Origin of the sequence: Flavobacterium sp. (assembly GCF_052437795.1) — a bacterium.
Taxonomy (GTDB): Bacteria; Bacteroidota; Bacteroidia; order Flavobacteriales; family Flavobacteriaceae; genus Flavobacterium.
This window is the reverse complement of the sequence record NZ_JBQVPA010000004.1, coordinates 367,070-384,806: the sequence shown is the minus strand read 5'-3', so window position 1 is coordinate 384,806 and position 17,737 is coordinate 367,070. Positions and strand designations below refer to the sequence as shown.

Here is a 17,737-nt window from a genome sequence, read left to right as displayed (position 1 = left end):
ATAATGAAATATTTATTCGATAACTTTCTCTGATCCAATTCTTTCCTGTTCTATTTTTTCTGCCAGCCTTTTTCCTATGATCGGTGAAATAAGTGTTTTCCTCGGGTTGGCTTTTACAAATGGGTACAACTCCAGGTCATGGCTCATGCGGTCATTCTTGTTGGGATATTTGTTAGTGCCCAGCAGTATTTCCTTTCCGCTGTCAAAAAGCTCCTGCTCCCTTAAGGCGCTTTCGGCTATCTTGCGTTGTATCGTACTTTCCATAAGCTGCGTAAGGAAACCGCCATTGGCCTCAATGTCCTTAAATAAGACCAAGGCTTTTTCGGCGAGCTGCTGTGTAAGATCTTCAATGTAGTAAGCCCCGTCGGCGGGGTTATTTACCTTATCCAGATAACTCTCGTGCTTTAACACTAAAAGTTGATTCCGCGCTATGCGGTCGCCAAACTCATTGTCTTTGTGGTACAGTGCATCGTAAGCCAAGTTAGCCACGGCATCGGCACCGCCAAATATGGCACTCATGCACTCCGTTGTAGTACGCAGCATGTTCACATTGTAATCATACAGCGTCTTGTTGCGCTTTGTGGGCGTAGCAATTATATGGCAGTCAAAGTTATGGTCGTATTCTTTAGCGATCATGCCAAACAAAAGCCTGATGGCACGTATCTTGGCGATCTCGAAAAAATAGTTTGAGCCTACGGCCACCTGTATCGTAACCGGTTTTCCTATAGTAGCCAACCGGTTAAAATACTCGTTGGCATGCGCCAGGGTATAGGCGATCTGCTGTACAATGTTAGCGCCCGCATTTTGGTACGTTTTGCTGTCGATACTTAAAATATGAATATTTGAACATGCTATTGCAATGGTGTTAAGCGCTTCAATATCTGTCTCAAGGTTGGTGAACCAGTTGCCATCTTTAGCCAATTGGCCAATAGGGTCAAGAGATACGAAATACGCAGCACCGTTGCCTGATGCAATTGCATCAAGCTTCTTGACAATATCGACAGAAAGGAAATGTAAATTGAAATATATGGGAATATTTTTAGGGAGGCGTGATAAGAGCTTCTCTACGTCAGTATCTGCCGAAGGGATCGTAAAACGGATGCTTTCGGCACCACGTTTCAGGGTGCTTAATGCGCGGCCGGCCGACTTCTCCACATCCTGCACGTAAATATTCTGGCAAATGGTAAAAGAGGCTGCCTTGCCACCAGAAACAATAGGTTCTTTAAATTCATCAACATGGTAAAAAGGCTTTACCTTTATGCCTTCGGGACTTTCCCATACCAGCGTCTCGTTATAATCGGCGCCCTTAAGCTCATATTGTACCTGTTGCTTCCACTGCTTGGAAGAAACGGCATCGAATTCATCAAACAGGCTGCTCATACTTTAAAGTGATTTTGTGTTTTCGTCCTCAAGGGTATCGCCCTCGTATTCTATAATGTAAATATCTTCATTTTCTCGCTTCATGTAGTATTTCTCGCGGGCATATTTTTCAATCTGGTCGGGGTTGTTCAGCTGTTTTATAGCGGCACTGTCCTTGCGCTTTTCGTTGAGGTAGTATTGCTTGTTATTCTCCAGTTCCTCGATCTTTTTTTCCAGGACGCCCTTCTCGAAGTAGGAATAATTGTCAAGGAACATCATCCATATCCCAACAAAAATGATAACCAATACATACCTGTTCCCTAAGAATTTAAGGAAAGGGTAGCGGACGGTTATTTTTTTGAAAAAATTCACTGATATTATTATTTACTACAAAGAAATGATTTTTACGCATACACAGAACTATTTTACCACAAAGGTCACAAAGTTTTGCAAGATGATAACTGCCTGGTTAAGATCGCTTCGTCGTAACTCCTGACAATGACAACACTGAAGACTGCTACTGCAGGCTGAAACTACAGGATCCTTTGATTAATAACCGCCCTCACCACATCGATCGCCACAGTATTATACCTGTCATTTGGTATGATGATGTCAGCATGGGCTTTTGTTGGTTCGATGAATTGCTCGTGCATTGGCTTCAGCGTAGTTTTATAACGGTTAAGTACCTCGTCCATGTCCCGGCCCCTTTCGGCAATGTCGCGCCTCAGGCGGCGTATAAGCCTTTCATCCGGGTCGGCGTGCACAAATATCTTGATGTCGAACAGTTCCCTAAGCTTGGGGTCTGATAAGATAAGGATGCCCTCCACGATCATTACCTTGCGCGGGTGTGTAAGGATGGTATCGTCGGTACGGTTGTGGGTAACGAAGGAGTACACCGGCTGCTCGATCACATTACCGGCCTTTAGCTGCGTAAGGTGTTCGGTAAGCAGCTCAAAATCAATGGCGCGGGGGTGGTCAAAGTTGATCTTGCCGCGCTCCTCATAGCTAAGGTGGGTAGTTTCCCTATAATAGTGGTCCTGGCTGATGATGCCCACTTCGGTAAGTGGCAGTTCGTTCATGATCTGGTGTACAACGGTGGTCTTTCCGCTTCCGGTACCCCCGGCAATTCCGATGATAAGCATTGTTGTGGTGTTTAATTTTTTGCAAAAGTAACGATTATCATTGGCATATGCGTGTGAAATTTTCGATCCGTATTTCATTTCGACAACAGGAGAAATCTCTTGATTACCGAGATTTCTCACTCCGTGCCTCCGTTCGAAATGACACGAAATTCAGACCTTATCCTTCATATCCCGTACCATGCTGATACAAAAATAGATTACTATACCGGCACCGGCCGCAATGCACACCCACATTATCCACGGGTTGTGGGCCGGGGATTTTTCAGGGGCGCTGATGTTAATGGTTTTTGCATCGGAAAGTGTGGCAACAGGCAGGTTCTTTGGCAGCTTATTCTTAAAGTTGATGAAATCGTATTGGGCAGCACCAAGTTTGTCATTTCCGGTTGCCACAGTATAATCCTCTCCTGCCTTCAGGTCGGCTACCAATCGCAGGGGTGCCTGGTAAAATTTTACCGATGCGATGTCAAGCGGTGGGTTATCCTGATTATCTATTTCGATAATGAACTCCTTTTCCTCAAAATGGAGGAAGTCGATAGCATTTTTGGTGGAGGATCCTAATTCGAATTCTTCAACAACGTTCACGGTTTTATGCAGTTTCCTTTTTACTTTTTCCTCACGGTTTACCATGATCCGGGCGTTCCGTTTGTAGAAGGATGGCCCCTTGATGTCGAAAACCATCCGGTCGATAAGTATCCAATGGTCCTGTTTTACCCTGATGCGTGTTTTTTTTCCGCCATCTGCCTTCTCTACCTTTACATAGGGCACAAGTTCCTCCATGGCGACAGGCGTAATGCTTTCGGTAAGCTGTCCGGCTTCCAGTAGGTTTACAGGAAGGGTTTTCTTGTCGTCGAGATCAATACGGATGTATTTGTAATTGTGCAGCGGGAGATAGATCGTTTTATACACTTTCGTGTCGGCAGGATCGTTCAGGCCATTTAAGATTTGATCATTGACCAATCCGAAAAACTCCCTGTTGTCATTGCTCCCGCTGATGCTGTACGTTTTTATGGCATCGGTATTGGCTATGGCCAGGGTAAGCTCCTGCATCTTTCCTGCCGAAGTATTTTCTATGGTGAATGATGAGGACTTTCCGGGAATGTTGGTTTTTGTGATGATCGGGAATTTCCGAAAGCCCTGCTCATTCACGGTGGTAGCGCCATATTCTAAAAAATAAGGCACTTCCATATTCCTGCTGTCCAGAATGCGGATTATTTCCGGGTTTTCATCACTTAGGCTGCGGAACTGCCAACCCACATAAATAACGTGCGGGCCGCTCTCTTTTATGGCTGATATTTTTGCAGATACGGTAAATTCCTGCGCGAAGGCCATAGTGCTTATCAGAAGGAAAAATACTTTAAACAGTTTCATTATTGTCATTTTCAGTTTTGTCTTCGGTTACAAGGCGCTTTACTTTTTGGTACAGGAACGATATCACCAATATCAGTATCCCCAATAGTATGAACGCGATGATCTTGCCGGTCTCTGACACATTGCGGATATCATAAAGGAACAATTTCGCTATCGTCAGCCCCAACAGTACCAGCGCGGCAATACGTATGCTGCGTAACTGCTTGCGTATGCCGATGAGCAGCAGCACAAAAGCAATGGCACCCCAAAGTACAGGGTAACCTGTTTTTATAACATGGTCGCGTACGCCTGCAATTTCTTCGTAAGCCCCGGGAGTGATTACCGTATTACCAATTACTTCTACAGCAGTAGTTACAGGTTTGATCGCGATCATGAGCCAGTTTACCATTAGTTCGGAACTGGCTAAGTATACAAGCAGAAAAACCGTGATCCAAGGCAGCGCTTTTTCGTTGCGCATCCGGTCCACAAAGTTTTCGCGGTTTAACCTGTAAGTCAAAATTACCGTATAGATGACCAGTCCCAGCAGCGCAAAATGCAGCCAATAGGCCAACGGCATTGAAACACCCATATCAAGGTAATCTTCCACCTCATAATAGGCGAGGTTTGAAAACAGCAATATAAAGGCTACCGTATTGGCAATGCCTATGAGCGTACCCAGTTTTTCGTGCAGCTTGTCTTTTCCGATACAATGGATGTGGATGAAAACAATACAGAAAGCCAGATGATACAGCACCAACAGGCTGTAGGCGGCATAGGTGCTTTCGAGGTAGGTGTCTGCCTGAAAGCTGAGTTCCCAAAAACCTGAGGTATATACAAGTATAAGGGTAAAGATACCAACGATCTTTTGATAGTTCGCTACATTAAATGAGAGTCCGTACAGTTTGTAAATACCCGTATCCTTTCGCAGCAGCAGGATAACGCCAAAGCAGGAGGCAATGGCAAACAGGCTTGTCATGAATGCCGGGTTGATGATGATGCGCAGCGACTTGCCATAATAGTAGAGGTCCATCCAATCCATGACCAGGCTGATGAGCATGAGCGCCTGCACGATGGCCGATCCGAAACGGAAGCTCTCAATTTTCGACTTTTGCGCAAGCCATAGCAGCAATACGGCTTCGGCAGCCCAGAAGAGTGTGATGTAGTTGCCTTCGAACTGTATCGGGATGGCAAGGGTGACGAACGTAAGCGTAAGCCCTATGAGGATGTAAATGGCCCGTTGGTCAATGTGCAGCTTTTTGTACAGCAGCCATGAAAAGCAAAAGTTGAAAACACCCAGCAAGAGGGTAAATATCCCTTTATACTCTGGTGTTGAATTCTCCAGTATCACCATTCCCGCCGCATAGAAAAGGAAGGTATTGCTCACCAGTATGCTAAGCTCCATGTTGGAGAAAGGTGTTTTGCGCCGCACGTTGTTAATGATGTTCATTAGCAGGAATACAAAGTAGAATGTAAAAGCGAAGGCTAGTGCACCCCGGTAGGGCAGCGTACCGGCATCCATTTCAGTGATGAGCCATCCGGCGAAAAGCAGTACCGTGAAAACATAAGCTTGCAGCTTAATGAGCCCCCACTTTTTATAATAGGCGATAGCAAGAATGCCGACATTCAGTATCGTGATATAGCTGAACAGCACTATGTAGTTGCCGCTCCCGGTGCTGACCATGAATGGCACGGCAAACCCACCAATGAGCGTAAGCGCAGCGAGCTCCTGCCGGTCGTACAAGACGGATAAAAAAGCGCTAAACGCTGTAATGGCAACCATGATCATAAATGCCACCGTTTGGCTAAAGAGCTGGTAATCGTGAAAGGCCACGGCTATGGTAAAATAAAATATCGATACCGCACCCGCAACGAGTACGGAACTGAATGCCTTATAATTTTTGCGCAGCCTGTGGGCGACTAGCATTACGATGCCGCCTGCAAGTACACCGATACCCACGCGTGCGGGCTCGCCTATCCAGTCTTTGTCGATCGCATATTTTACAAAGTAGCTGATGCCCAGTACAAGTATGAGGATACCGATCTTGTTGATGAGGTTTTCTCCAATGAATTTCTCCAGGTCGGGATTCTGTTCCTTGAATTTTTCCCACCATGATCTTTGTTGGGGCAGTACCACATTCGGCCTTGGTGCTGAAGGGTCAACAGGCCTTGGCTGCTGTATGGCAGTGGGGCGTAGGATGGTTTCTTGTACTGGTTGTGGCTTTGGAAGTACCGGTACAGGGGCTTCGGGGAAAGGTTCCGTGCGGGTTTTTTCTGCTGGCCGATCCGATAAAGGTTTCGGTATTTCCGCCTGCGGTGCCGGTTTTGGTTCAGGCGCAGGTTCCTTAGCGGCTTCGGCAGGTTTTTGGAATTTTTCGAGCAGGCGGGTATGGTAGTCCAGCTTGCGGTGCGCCTCGAACAGGTCGATCTTCAGTCTGTCGATCTTTGACGAAAGGGTATTGAGGAATATTATGAATACTACGATGAGTACAATAAGCAATACGTATTCCATAGGTGTTGGTTAGTGGTTAAGGTAAATGTAGTGTAAATTCTGTTTTGGTGATAACACAAAGATGCCCAAAGAAGTCCAAAGTTTCGCAAAGATCAATTTTTTACATCTTGTCTTCCTTTGTGGCTCTTGGTGTCTTCTTTGCGAATCTCTGCGAAATAACTTCAAACATCATTGCTTTATACTCATCCGGAAATCCCTTGGCGTCATCTTCTTTTTCTTCAAAAACACCCTGTTGAAATAGGTCAGGCTTTCAAAACCCGAGGCAAAAGCGATCTCGCTGATGGTTTTGTCCGATTCAGTAAGCATCCTGCAGGCGTTTCCGGTGCGGATGTCATTCACATGATCGGAGAATGTTTTTCCGGTAACACGTTTAAAGAACTTGCAAAAAGCGCTGTTGGAGAGGCCTACTGATCCCGCCGCCATATCCAGGCTGATGCTTTCGGCGGAATGTTTTTGGATGTAACCGCATACTTTGTTGATACGCTCCTCATTCTCTTTTCCTTTCGCCGAAGCAAATAACTCAGAGGATAATGACTTACCTGCCTGCGTGCTTAGCAGCTGCAAAATATCCAGTAGGGAAGTTATCCTTGCGATCCCTTTTAGGTCCGGCAGTTTCTTTATTTTTTGAATTACAGGCTTGGAATATTCGGCGGCAAAGAACGATCCTGTATGCGAGGCATCCAGCAGTCTTCTTATAACGTCAAATTCGGCATGCTGCAAAAAGCTGTTGATGAATTCTGGAGAGAACTGTATCACCACAGCCGATGTTCTTTCCTTTGCCAGTGGTTCACTGCTCCACGTGTGCGGCAGTCCTGAACCCAGCAACACGAGGTCGCCCGCCTCAAAATTCTCATAGCTGTCGCCTACCAGCCGCTTACCTTCTCCCTGTGTTATCAGCGTAAGCTCATACTCTGGGTGGTAATGCCATTTGAATTCAAAATACGGAACAACTGAGTGATAAGCCACGAACGATGCGCCATCCTTTTTGCTTTCTACATTTTCATAAGCAGCTTTCATGGGTACAATATAATCGATCGTTTTCTATTTTAAAGATATTTTTGTCAATATAGTGCTATTTTTTTGACCTCCTGTGCCTGAAAGCCATGATGATGCACTGTAGCTTTGTAAAAAAGATAACTATGAGCAACATACCCTCATCCATCGCGGATCACCTTTCGGGATCATATGCACTTACCCCTGAACAGGTAGCTTTTTACCAAAACAACCGCTACATCAAGCTGAAGGACGTACTTAACGCTGAAACCATAGCCTTTTTCAACGAGGCGATCACAGGACAGGTCAATGCCATGAACACACAGCAAAAGTCGCTTAATGAAAGAGATACCTATGGGAAAGCTTTTTTGCAGCTATTTAACCTGTGGCGGGAAAATGATGTGGTAAAGCAACTCGTGTTCAGCGAAAGACTGGGCAAGATCGCCGCCGACCTGATGCAGGTGCAGGGAAGCCGGTTGTACCACGATCAAGCGCTGTTCAAGGAAGGCGGTGGGGGCATCACCCCGTGGCATGCCGACCAGTACTACTGGCCATTGGAGACCGATAAGACCGTTACCGCATGGATACCGTTGCAAGCCACACCGTTGGAAATGGGTCCGCTCGAATTCAGTGCCGGGAGCCATGTGATCGTGGAGGGGCGCGACCTTGAAATTGGCGATGAAAGTGAGAACGTAATGCAGGAGAAGCTTCGGGTAACCGACTTTGACCACGTGATCGAGCCGTTCGACCTGGGAGAGGTAAGCTTCCATTCGGGATGGGTTTTCCACAGGGCAGGGGCGAACACAACTAAAGAAATGCGCAAGGTAATGACCATAATTTACATGGACCGCGACATGGTGCTGAAAAACCCGGAGAACAAGAACCAGATAAACGACTGGCATACATGGTGCCCGGGAGCTACGGTGGGTGAGGTCATCATTACACCGCTAAACCCGATCTTGTATCAGCCGTAGGCTTCACCCCACCCCTCTCCAAAGGAGAGGGAGAAGCGTTACTCAGATGGATAAAATGGGGCTTAATATATTTAATACACGTTCATAATATGGTATCCATCCCTGCCTACCCTCTCCAAAGGAGAGGGGTCGGGGATGAGGCCAAATCACACTTACTATAATGACACTACACTACTTATGCCCGCACTGGGGCAGCGAAGGACGAACGGCTGAAGCTTTTTTTGAGTCCGTACTGAAGGAAGGCTACGACGGGATAGAGATCAATATGCCCGACGACGGGGTATTCATAGAGGAGTTTAAAGATCAATTGTCCGGGGTGAGGGAAACGCGCCCCGGTTTCGCATTTATAGCACAGTGCGTTCCCGATGCAAGGAACGAAACGCTGGAGGAGCATATTGAGAGGGTAATGGAACGCCTGCGATCACTGGCAGATCTGAAACCTGATGCCATTAATTCGCATACAGGGAAAGACTATTACTCTTTTGAAGAAAATTGCAAAGTGATCGAAGCCATTGAAGATTTTGCTGAAAAGAATAATGTGAGGATACTGCACGAAACACATAGGGGCAGGTTCAGCTTTCATGGGCCATCGCTGCTGCCGTACCTGGAGCGCTTTCCGCAAATAGAGCTTGTTGCCGACTATTCTCACTGGTGCAACGTGTCGGAGAGCATGCTGGAAGGGCAGGGGTATATTTTGGAAAAAATATTGCCACACATAGGTCACATCCATGCGCGTATCGGCCACCCGCAAGGGCCTCAGGCAGCTGACCCATTTGCCCCGGAATGGCACCGGCATCTGGACTGCTTCCTCTCGTGGTGGAAGGATATCAGGCATTACAAAACAGGGATAGGGGAGACGCGTCTTACCGTAACGCCGGAATTTGGCCCCGCGCCTTATATGCCTGCCATGCCATTTACGGGAGAGCCTTTGGGCGACCAATGGAACATCAATGCAAAAATGAAAGAGTACCTCAAAATAAACCTGAACTGATGAAAAGATATATTAATAAGCTATTAACGGCGGGGTTCGCATTTCTTGCCGCTTCGGCCGCCATGGCGCAAAATGACCCATTCCAAAAAGTAAAAACTCTGTCGGAAACCTATACCATTTTGCCATTCGGTGATGTGCTTCCCCAAGGGTGGATAAAGGAGCAGATGCAGAATAACCTTGACGGATACACAGGGCATCTGGATGAGCTGGTACCCGACCTTATCCAAAAAGATGATATTTACGGGAAGGACAGGCTTACCAAAAAAGTAAAGAGCAAGGATGTGGGCGCGCTGGGCGACAATGAGGGCGACTGGCAGGTGCAGTTCCTGTGGTGGAACAGCGAGACCCAAAGTAACTGGTGGGACGGCTACATACGCAGTGCCATTTTGGCCAATGACAAAGTGCATCTGGAGCGGATAGAGCAATACGTACAGCGTATACTGAGCACGCAGGATGAGGATGGGTACCTCGGCATTTATGATGAAGAGCTTCGTTATAAATTCGATAATGAGAACGGCGAACTTTGGGCCAAAGCCACGGTGCTGCGCGGCCTGTTGGCGTGGTATGAACATACTGACAAACCGGAGGTGCTGGATGCCGTGAAAAAGGCAGTGGATAACGTGATGGTGAATTGGCCCATAGACGGCTCGAAGCCTTTTTATTCGGTTAACCCGAATGTGGGCGGGCTGTCGCACGGACTGACTTTTACCGATGTACTGGAACAACTGTATTACATCACGAAAGAGAAAAAGTACCTTGACTATGCGCTGTTCCTTTATAAAGATTTTTCGACGCAAGAACTGAATGAGGATGCGCAGTATAAAAAACTCATGGATACCCAAAGGATGTTAACCGGCCATGGCGTGCATACCTACGAGCACCTACGTTCATTGGCGGCCGCGTACCAAACTTCGGGCAATCCTGAACTGAAAAAAGCAGTTGATAACTTTGAAGAAAAGATAAGGCAAACCACCACAGCATCGGGCGGGCCGGTAGGCGATGAATGGATCGCGGGCAAAAAAGCCGACGCGACAGGACGTGGTTACGAATACTGCTCGCTACAGGAATTGCTGCATAGCTATGCCAGCTTGTATGCGAAGTCGGGTGACCATGGGTATGGCGATAAAATTGAGACCCTCTTTTTAAACGCTGCACAAGGTGCCAGGCATCCGGAGCAAAGCTGCATTGCCTACCTTAAAAGCGACAACTCGTATGAAATGACCGGCGGGCTTAATGGCGATAATTCGGTAAAGACCCAAACGCGTTACAAATATTCGCCCGTACACCAGGATGCGGCTGTATGTTGCGTACCGAACGCTGGCAGGATAGCGCCTTATTATGTACAGTACATGTGGCTGAAGGACGGCAGCAATTTGGTGGCTTCACTATTGGGGCCTAGCTCAGTTGTTATGGGTGGTGTTTCTGTAAAGGAAATCACCAACTATCCGCATGACAACAAAGTTACCTTTGAAGTGGGGGGTGCGGGTAAGGATTTTGTCCTGAAAGTCCGCAAGCCGGAATGGGTATCGAAATTTAAGGTCAGTGCTAAATATAAAGAAGAGGATGGCTTTATCATTATCACTAAGAACTGGAAGGCCAAGGATGCCGTGACCATTGAGTTCATTCCGGAAGTGATAGCCCACCGGGACATTAATGGCGAGCATTATTTTACGTACGGTGCCCTGGTTTTGGCGCATGCCATAACAGGTAAAGAAGCGAAAACGAAATTCTTCCCGCTGCCGGGCTATGTCGACCTGAAATACACCCCGGAAGATCTGGTCGTATACCAATTTGCGGGTGAAAAGGTAAAGCAAAAAGGGAAAAACCTTATATTTGAGACCAGGCTGTACAACCCGAAGACCGGAAAGAACGAGACCGTAACCCTTGTGCCTATGGATAGGACGATACTGCGGCAGGTGACGTTTTAGGATGGCCTCTACCCAACCCTCTCCAAAGGAGAGGGGTAGGCTTACTCATGCTCTTAAGACGGTCTTTGCGGGAATGAGTATAACTTTTCCCTCTTGAGAGGGTTAGGGTGTGTTCTTCTAATTATTAATGCTAATCGCGAGAATTAAACATGATCAAAAAAATCATCCTGTCATTCACAATACTCCTTACCCTTAATGCCTCTGCACAGCGGGAGGTAATGTACCACGTGTTCCAGCGCAGTTTTTTTGACAGTAACGGCGATGGCCATGGCGACCTCAAAGGGATGCAGCAAAAACTGGACTACCTGCAGCAGTTGGGCGTGACTACGATATTGCTTACACCCTTATACCAAAGCGATTTTTACCATAACTATTTCGCGACCGATTTTGAGGCCATCGACAAGGAGTATGGTACGTTTAAGGAATACCGTGAACTTATTGTTGAGGTACACAAGCGCAAAATGAAGCTTTACCAGGATGTGGAAATGCAGTACGTAACGGGTAAACATCCGTGGTTTAAGGATTCGTATAAGAACCCGAAGTCGCAATATGCAAAGTATCTTTATTATAATGACAAGGCCAATGAGAAGCCGTGGTATTTTTGGGACGTGCCCGAGTTTACCACTTACGATAGCCTGAAGGAGCAGATCATTGTGGTTAACATGAAAGACCCAAAAGTGAAGGAATATACCCTGAAGGTCCTTAAGTATTTGGCCGACCCCAATGGGGATGGCAACTTTAGCGATGGTGTGGACGGCTACCGCCTGGACCATATGATGGATAACCTGGATAATGCCAACAAGCTGACCAACCTGTTTAAGGATTTCTGGACACCCATCCTTAACGATCTGCGCAAAGTAAACCCTGCATTGCAGATCGTCGCGGAGCAGGCCGACTGGAATTCTTACGGACATGAATATTTTACCAAAGGGAATGTAGACAGGGTGTTCGCATTCAGGCTGAAGGAAGCGATCTGGGCATTTGATAAAAATAAGATAGAGAAGGCTGCCGACAGCACATTTTTGTACAACGCGGAAGGCAAGCACCAGGTTGTGTTCATTGAGAACCATGACACCGATCGTTTTGCCTCGCTGCCGGACATGAATATAGGGAAGCTGAAGATCGGAGCCGCGCTAAATATATTAATGGGAGGAATACCTTCGATATATTACGGACAGGAGATCGGAATGAAAGGGAAGAGGGAGCAGCATCCGACCGACGGCACCGACATACCCATCCGTGAGGCATTTGAGTGGTATGCTGCAGAAACCGGCCCCGGTATGGCTGCATGGTATAGGGGTTCGGGCCCGTGGTGGGACAACCGCAATATGAAGCCCAATGATGGCATTTCGCTGGAGGAGCAGCAAAAGGACCCCAACTCGCTTTGGAATTATTATAAGCAACTGATAAGGCTTAAGAAACTCCATCCGGCGCTCGCTGTGGGAGCCTACAAAACAGTACCTAATAGCAATGACAAGGTATTGTCATTTATGAGGATAAATGATCTCGAAAAGATACTTGTAGTGATCAATCTTTCAGCAGAGCCGCAGGAGGCTTTGATAGATCCGTACGAAGATTATAGCTTTGCCAGACTGAAACTGCTTTCAGGAACACCGAACGTAAAATTGCCCGAAGACGGAAGATACCTTACGCTTACCCCATATACTGTACAGGTTTACAGATTTTAGACACCCGATAAGAAATTGATTAACAAAAACTTAAAGGTTATTTTATCTACACGAAACCTGTTTAGGGCTTCGGAATCATAATTTTGGTTGCTTTTGAAAGATAAAACCAATAAAAAAATTATGATGAAAATTTTACAGCAGAACTTTATTCAGGGATTGCTTTTGATCGTCTTGCTGGTCGGCGGACGATCGTGGGGGCAATCGATTTGGAACAATCCCATTACAGACAGTGCTCCGAGTTCACAAAACCCATTTACTTCCGGAGATGTGAAAGATGCCAACATAACCGTAAGCGGTGTGGGCAGGGGCCCGGGCATAGTAGGTGCTGCGGCAGGCAACCGTTATAGCGCCAACAGCTGGTCTGCAACATTTGATGCTACTGATTATTTCTACTTCACCCTGACTCCCAATGCAGGTTATAAGATCGACTTTACCAGCCTTGTGCTGTACCTGCAATCGTCTAACACGGGTGCCAATACCTACGCTGTAAGGTCGAGCCTCGATAATTATGCAGCTAACATAGTAACAGGCAGCGTAACCGCCAACGGCAGCCAGTCGGGTCCCTATACTATCAACTTAGGCGGTGCCGCATTTGACAATGTAACGACCGCAATTACATTCCGCCTTTATGGTTGGGGTAATGGTGCGGCGGGTGGAACATTTAGCGTAAATGAATTCAACTTCAACGGAAGTGTAGCTTTAAATGCCCCCCCAACACCTGTAGCAACAGCGGCCACGAATATTTTGGCATCGGGATTTACGGCCAACTGGAACAGTGTGACAGGTGCAACGGGCTACAGGCTTGATGTAGCTACTGATTCGGCATTTGCCAACATACTTGAAGATTACGACAATATTGCCGTTACCGGTTTGTCTCATTTTGTTCATTTAGGCATCCAGCCTGATGTTGATTACTATTACAGGGTCCGTGCGGAAATTGGAGCACAGACTTCTTCAAGTTCTAATGTGATCGATGTAACCACTCTTAACCCTCTTCCCGCGACCGTGGTCACAACTGAAGTTCTGGCTACGGGCATAACTGCTTCTACCGCGGCATCTGGAGGAAATGTGACGAATACAGGAAATGATACTGTTACGGCGCGTGGTGTGGTATGGGCAACTACCCCAAACCCAACAATAGCGTCATCTGTGACTACAAATGGTACTGGTGCCGGGACATTTACCAGCAACCTTGCAGGTCTTTCACCTAATACACAATACTATTACAGGGCTTATGCAACAAATAGTACAGGAACATCTTATGGCACAGAATACTCATTTTGGTCCCATGCTAATATTCCGGGCGCACCGGTTGTCAGCAACCCGGGGATATTCAGTCTCAATGTTGCGCTTGATATAAATGGAAACCCTGCCAACACACTTTATGCTATTGTTATAGAGGGTGGCGGATATGAAAATGACTACGTGAACGCAGATGGCTCAGTTGGAATTGTTCCTGTATGGCTCACTGCCGCGCAATGGGGAGCAATTATCAGTGTAAATGCTCTACAGCCGGGCACTACTTACACATTTAGTTTTTCAGCACAGAACGGTGCGGGCATACAAACGCCATGGAGCGCTACAGGTCAAGGCACGACAAATGCGCTTGCAGGGCCTACAACACTTACATTGATAAGCAATACCATTGATTTTGAGCCTGCCTGCCTTAGCACTGACCCTAACGGCGCGATAGGTTCAATTACATTTGACGCGACCAACCTAAGCGGTACAGGAATGGGCACGGGTACAGTAGTGATAAGCGGCCCTGATGGCGCGGCGCTTGAAGGCATCAGCTTTAGCGGAAGCGCAACGGGTACTTTTGTTGACGGCTCTTTCCAGATAGGCAATGTTCTTGAAGGCGCAGACCAAACCGTTTATGTAAGATTTGACCCTACAGCCGGAGTTAGCTATGGTTCGATCACTTTTGAGATCGCACTTGTTGATACGATGAATAATACTGCCATGCCTCTTGAGGTAGAAGTCGTGATAGTTGACCTGCCAACAGCCCCTCCTGCACAAACAGTTTGTGACGGTACTACAGTAGCAGGCCTTCAGTCAACAACAGGTACTAATATAAAATGGTATACTACTCTTACAGGTGGTACTGCCCTTGCTGCTACAGAAGTGCTTACGGCACAAACGTATTATGCTTCGCAAAGCATTGGCGAATGCGAAAGCGGAAGAACTACCGTTGCTGTAACAGTTACGCCACTGCCAGCCGCCCCGATCGCGGCAGCACAAATATTCTGTGGCCCTTCTACAGTTAGCCAGCTTGTTGTAACAACAGGTGCTTCTCCAAAATGGTATACTGCTGAAACTGGCGGAGCTGAACTTGCCGGTACCGAAGCATTGGCAACTGCCACATATTACGTATCGCAAACAGTAACAGACTGTGAAGGCCCAAGAACAGCCGTAGCTGTAACTGTGAACCCAATACCTGCAGCACCTGTAGCTTCAGCCCAGGCATTCTGTGGCCCTGCCACTGTTGCAGCATTAATGGTGACTACAGGCGAAGCCACAAAATGGTATGCTGCCGAAACTGGTGGTGCTGAACTTGACGAAACTGCTGCCATAGCTACAGGGAATTATTATGTATCCCAAACGATCGACGGCTGCGAAAGCCCAAGGACATTGGTAGCAGTAACGGTTAATCCTATTCCTGCCGCACCGGCTGTAGATAACGTGCAAACTTTTTGTACAGCGGCTACTATTGCCGACCTTGATGCTACAGGAACAGGGATACTATGGTATACGGCCCCTGCGGGTGGTACTGCGCTTGCCGAAACTACTGCCATTGCTGTGGGTACCTCGCTTTATTATGCTTCGCAAACGGTAGACGGATGTGAGAGTACGCTAAGGTCGGCCGTAGCTGTCCAGCTGAACAATACTCCTGCACCGGCCGCTGCCGACCAGGATTTTTGTGGTGCTGCTACAGTTAGCCAACTCGCTACTGCCGGTATTGCCCCACAATGGTATGATGCAGCAATTGGCGGTACAGTGTTACCAGGCACTACGACACTTGCTACAGGTACTTACTATGTATCGCAAACAATGAACGGATGTGAAAGCGCTGTAAGGACAGCTGTTGAAGTTACAGTGAATGCCATCCCTGCTGCTCCGGTCGCTGTAGCGCAGTCTTTCTGCGGTAGCGGTATCGTGAGCCAGCTGATGGTAACTGCAGGAGAGAATGTCCAATGGTATGCTGCCGAAACAGGTGGTATTGCCCTTGCAGGAAATGCGCCGCTTGCAACAGGAAGCTACTATGCATCGCAAACGGTTAACGGTTGTGAAAGTACAAGGACAATGGTCGCCGTAACCGTGAACACAGTACCTGCTACTCCCGAAATATCTAACATGAACTTTTGTAACACTGCTACTGTGAGTGAACTTATCGCTGCAGGCACAGGCCTTGCATGGTATGAAACTGCGACAGGCGGCGAAGCCATTGAAGGTACAGTGGCTGTAGAAACAGGATTATATTATGTGACGCAAACGGTTAACGGCTGCGAAAGCGCGAGGACAGGGGTGATGGTCACAGTAACAGAAGTTGAAGGTGTGGAAGGTGAGGCTACACAGGAATTTGAAGCAGGTGAGACCCTGGCCGATCTTGAGGCAGAAGGTGAGGATATCGTATGGTATGCGAATGAAGAGCTAACAGACGAATTGCCAGAAACCACAATATTGGTTGATGGTACCATTTACTACGCTGTCGCTACACAGGGCGAATGCAGCAGTGAAGCTCTTGCCATTACCGTTGAAGAGGTATTGGGCACAGGAGGGTTTGATAAAACAAGCCTGTCCATCTTCCCTAACCCGGTAAATGATATGCTGAACCTTTCTTATAATGAAATGATCTCTTCGGTAATAGTATATAACCTTCTGGGCCAGCCGGTACTTTCGGAAGAATTCAATACTGCCAAAGCACAGGTGGATATGTCATCGCTTGCCGCAGGAAATTATATCGCGAAGGTTGCCGCAGGCGATACTTCCACAACAATAAAAGTAATTAAGCGATAGGTTATTAATTGTTTTTGTGAATGAAGGGCTCCCTACACGGAGCCCTTTTTCTATTCATTATTTGCAGCTAAAAAGGCCCCGCTATGGCAGGGCCTTCTTTTCAAGGATATCCTCTACATGTTTTTGAGGGCAAGACTAGTAAGGCTGGATATCCTGGTATCCCATTCTTCAGTTTTATGGTATTGGTTGGAGGGTATCCTCCATATTTTTGTTTCATGTATGCATTCACCAAACTTTTCGAGTTCTTTGGCGGTAGCGAAATCCTTAAGTTTTTCAATTCCGCACATGGCTATGATCGCCATCTCGGGAAAAATGCCAAGGCTGTGGATAGCCGCAACGATATCTGATATTTTTTTGCGCTGCTCTGTGGGGGCACAGGCTACAATAAGTATTATCCTTTTCTTTACTTTTAAGATGTAATTGTCCTTATCAAGATCGGTTATCGCCATCGGGCGCAATACCGGCTTTCCGGATGCGTCAAAGCTAAGCTGTTTTACAGTAGAAGGGTTCAGCCGTTTGCAAATGTCTCTTACAGTTGCTGTTTTTCCGGAACTTTTAGATCCCTTGATAATAATGTATTTCATGCGGGTTATTCAGGCGTATTTTGGAGGTGTCAAGATAACATTATTTGTTAAATAATTCTTAAAATTCCTCCCAAATCGTGCATAGATAAAGTATAGACAGCGATTTTATAGCGTATTAAAAATCAAATATTTATGTAAATCCACAAATATGTATAGGTAGATGTTGTATAGAATTTTCGCGACTTTTCAAAAAATGAAAGAAAAT

At 46.8% G+C, this 17,737-nt stretch carries 12 protein-coding genes; 5 read left to right on the top strand and 7 right to left on the bottom strand.

Annotated features, from left to right (window positions below; all coding sequences use genetic code 11):
• Positions 1-12 precede the first annotated feature (12 nt).
• The 6 genes from ACT6R0_RS14555 to ACT6R0_RS14530 all read right to left on the bottom strand — a co-directional run bounded on the left by ACT6R0_RS14555 (position 13) and on the right by ACT6R0_RS14530 (position 7,374).
• Entirely contained in the window at positions 13-1,380 is a 1,368-nt protein-coding gene (locus ACT6R0_RS14555; RefSeq protein WP_444654057.1) for a methylmalonyl-CoA mutase subunit beta, read from the bottom strand.
• Positions 1,381-1,383: 3 nt separating this feature from the next.
• Positions 1,384-1,731: an FtsB family cell division protein gene (locus ACT6R0_RS14550; RefSeq protein ID WP_444654059.1), complete on the bottom strand. Its 348-nt coding sequence runs from the start codon at positions 1,729-1,731 to the stop codon at positions 1,384-1,386.
• Positions 1,732-1,892: 161 nt separating this feature from the next.
• Positions 1,893-2,501, bottom strand: a complete 609-nt coding sequence (gene udk, locus ACT6R0_RS14545; RefSeq protein WP_444654060.1) for a uridine kinase — start codon at positions 2,499-2,501, stop codon at positions 1,893-1,895.
• A gap of 150 nt (positions 2,502-2,651) precedes the next feature.
• On the bottom strand, positions 2,652-3,869 hold the full coding sequence (locus ACT6R0_RS14540) for a hypothetical protein (RefSeq protein WP_444654062.1): 1,218 nt from the start codon (positions 3,867-3,869) through the stop codon (positions 2,652-2,654).
• Complete coding sequence (locus ACT6R0_RS14535; protein ID WP_444654063.1) at positions 3,856-6,357, bottom strand: DUF2339 domain-containing protein; 2,502 nt, start codon at positions 6,355-6,357, stop codon at positions 3,856-3,858. The genes ACT6R0_RS14540 and ACT6R0_RS14535 overlap by 14 nt, the downstream gene beginning before the upstream one ends.
• Positions 6,358-6,525: 168 nt before the next feature.
• Positions 6,526-7,374 carry an AraC family transcriptional regulator gene (locus ACT6R0_RS14530; RefSeq protein WP_444654065.1) on the bottom strand — a complete coding sequence of 283 codons (849 nt, stop codon included), beginning with the start codon at positions 7,372-7,374 and terminating at the stop codon, positions 6,526-6,528.
• 122 nt (positions 7,375-7,496) lie between these two features.
• Here ACT6R0_RS14530 and ACT6R0_RS14525 point away from each other — a divergent pair, with 122 nt between their 5' ends.
• From ACT6R0_RS14525 to ACT6R0_RS14505, 5 genes are all read left to right on the top strand, one after another.
• Entirely contained in the window at positions 7,497-8,324 is an 828-nt protein-coding gene (locus tag ACT6R0_RS14525) for a phytanoyl-CoA dioxygenase family protein (protein ID WP_444654066.1), read from the top strand.
• Between the two features lie 160 nt (positions 8,325-8,484).
• A complete protein-coding gene (locus ACT6R0_RS14520) occupies positions 8,485-9,315 on the top strand; it encodes a sugar phosphate isomerase/epimerase family protein (protein WP_444654067.1) in 831 nt (276 codons plus the stop codon).
• On the top strand, positions 9,315-11,243 hold the full coding sequence (locus tag ACT6R0_RS14515) for a beta-L-arabinofuranosidase domain-containing protein (RefSeq protein ID WP_444654068.1): 1,929 nt from the start codon (positions 9,315-9,317) through the stop codon (positions 11,241-11,243). Before ACT6R0_RS14520 ends, ACT6R0_RS14515 begins: the two co-directional genes overlap by 1 nt.
• Before the next feature lie 149 nt (positions 11,244-11,392).
• The gene (locus ACT6R0_RS14510; RefSeq protein WP_444654070.1) at positions 11,393-12,931 is read left to right on the top strand and encodes an alpha-amylase family glycosyl hydrolase; all 1,539 of its coding nucleotides are present in this window, start codon (positions 11,393-11,395) and stop codon (positions 12,929-12,931) included.
• A gap of 120 nt (positions 12,932-13,051) precedes the next feature.
• On the top strand, positions 13,052-16,948 hold the full coding sequence (locus ACT6R0_RS14505) for an Ig-like domain-containing protein (protein ID WP_444654071.1): 3,897 nt from the start codon (positions 13,052-13,054) through the stop codon (positions 16,946-16,948).
• Between the two features lie 113 nt (positions 16,949-17,061).
• On the opposite strand, the gene ACT6R0_RS14500 is transcribed toward ACT6R0_RS14505, so the two are convergent.
• A complete protein-coding gene (locus tag ACT6R0_RS14500; protein WP_444654073.1) occupies positions 17,062-17,532 on the bottom strand; it encodes a hypothetical protein in 471 nt (156 codons plus the stop codon).
• Positions 17,533-17,737 lie beyond the last annotated feature (205 nt).

Coding starts and splice junctions, on each gene's coding strand:
- ACT6R0_RS14505 (WP_444654071.1), top strand. CDS start 13,052: ATGATGAAAATTTTACAGCAGAACTTTATTCAGGGATTGCTTTTGATC.
- ACT6R0_RS14530 (WP_444654065.1), bottom strand. CDS start 7,374: ATGAAAGCTGCTTATGAAAATGTAGAAAGCAAAAAGGATGGCGCATCG.
- ACT6R0_RS14525 (WP_444654066.1), top strand. CDS start 7,497: ATGAGCAACATACCCTCATCCATCGCGGATCACCTTTCGGGATCATAT.
- ACT6R0_RS14510 (WP_444654070.1), top strand. CDS start 11,393: ATGATCAAAAAAATCATCCTGTCATTCACAATACTCCTTACCCTTAAT.
- udk (WP_444654060.1), bottom strand. CDS start 2,501: ATGCTTATCATCGGAATTGCCGGGGGTACCGGAAGCGGAAAGACCACC.
- ACT6R0_RS14555 (WP_444654057.1), bottom strand. CDS start 1,380: ATGAGCAGCCTGTTTGATGAATTCGATGCCGTTTCTTCCAAGCAGTGG.
- ACT6R0_RS14540 (WP_444654062.1), bottom strand. CDS start 3,869: ATGAAACTGTTTAAAGTATTTTTCCTTCTGATAAGCACTATGGCCTTC.
- ACT6R0_RS14515 (WP_444654068.1), top strand. CDS start 9,315: ATGAAAAGATATATTAATAAGCTATTAACGGCGGGGTTCGCATTTCTT.
- ACT6R0_RS14520 (WP_444654067.1), top strand. CDS start 8,485: ATGACACTACACTACTTATGCCCGCACTGGGGCAGCGAAGGACGAACG.
- ACT6R0_RS14500 (WP_444654073.1), bottom strand. CDS start 17,532: ATGAAATACATTATTATCAAGGGATCTAAAAGTTCCGGAAAAACAGCA.
- ACT6R0_RS14535 (WP_444654063.1), bottom strand. CDS start 6,357: ATGGAATACGTATTGCTTATTGTACTCATCGTAGTATTCATAATATTC.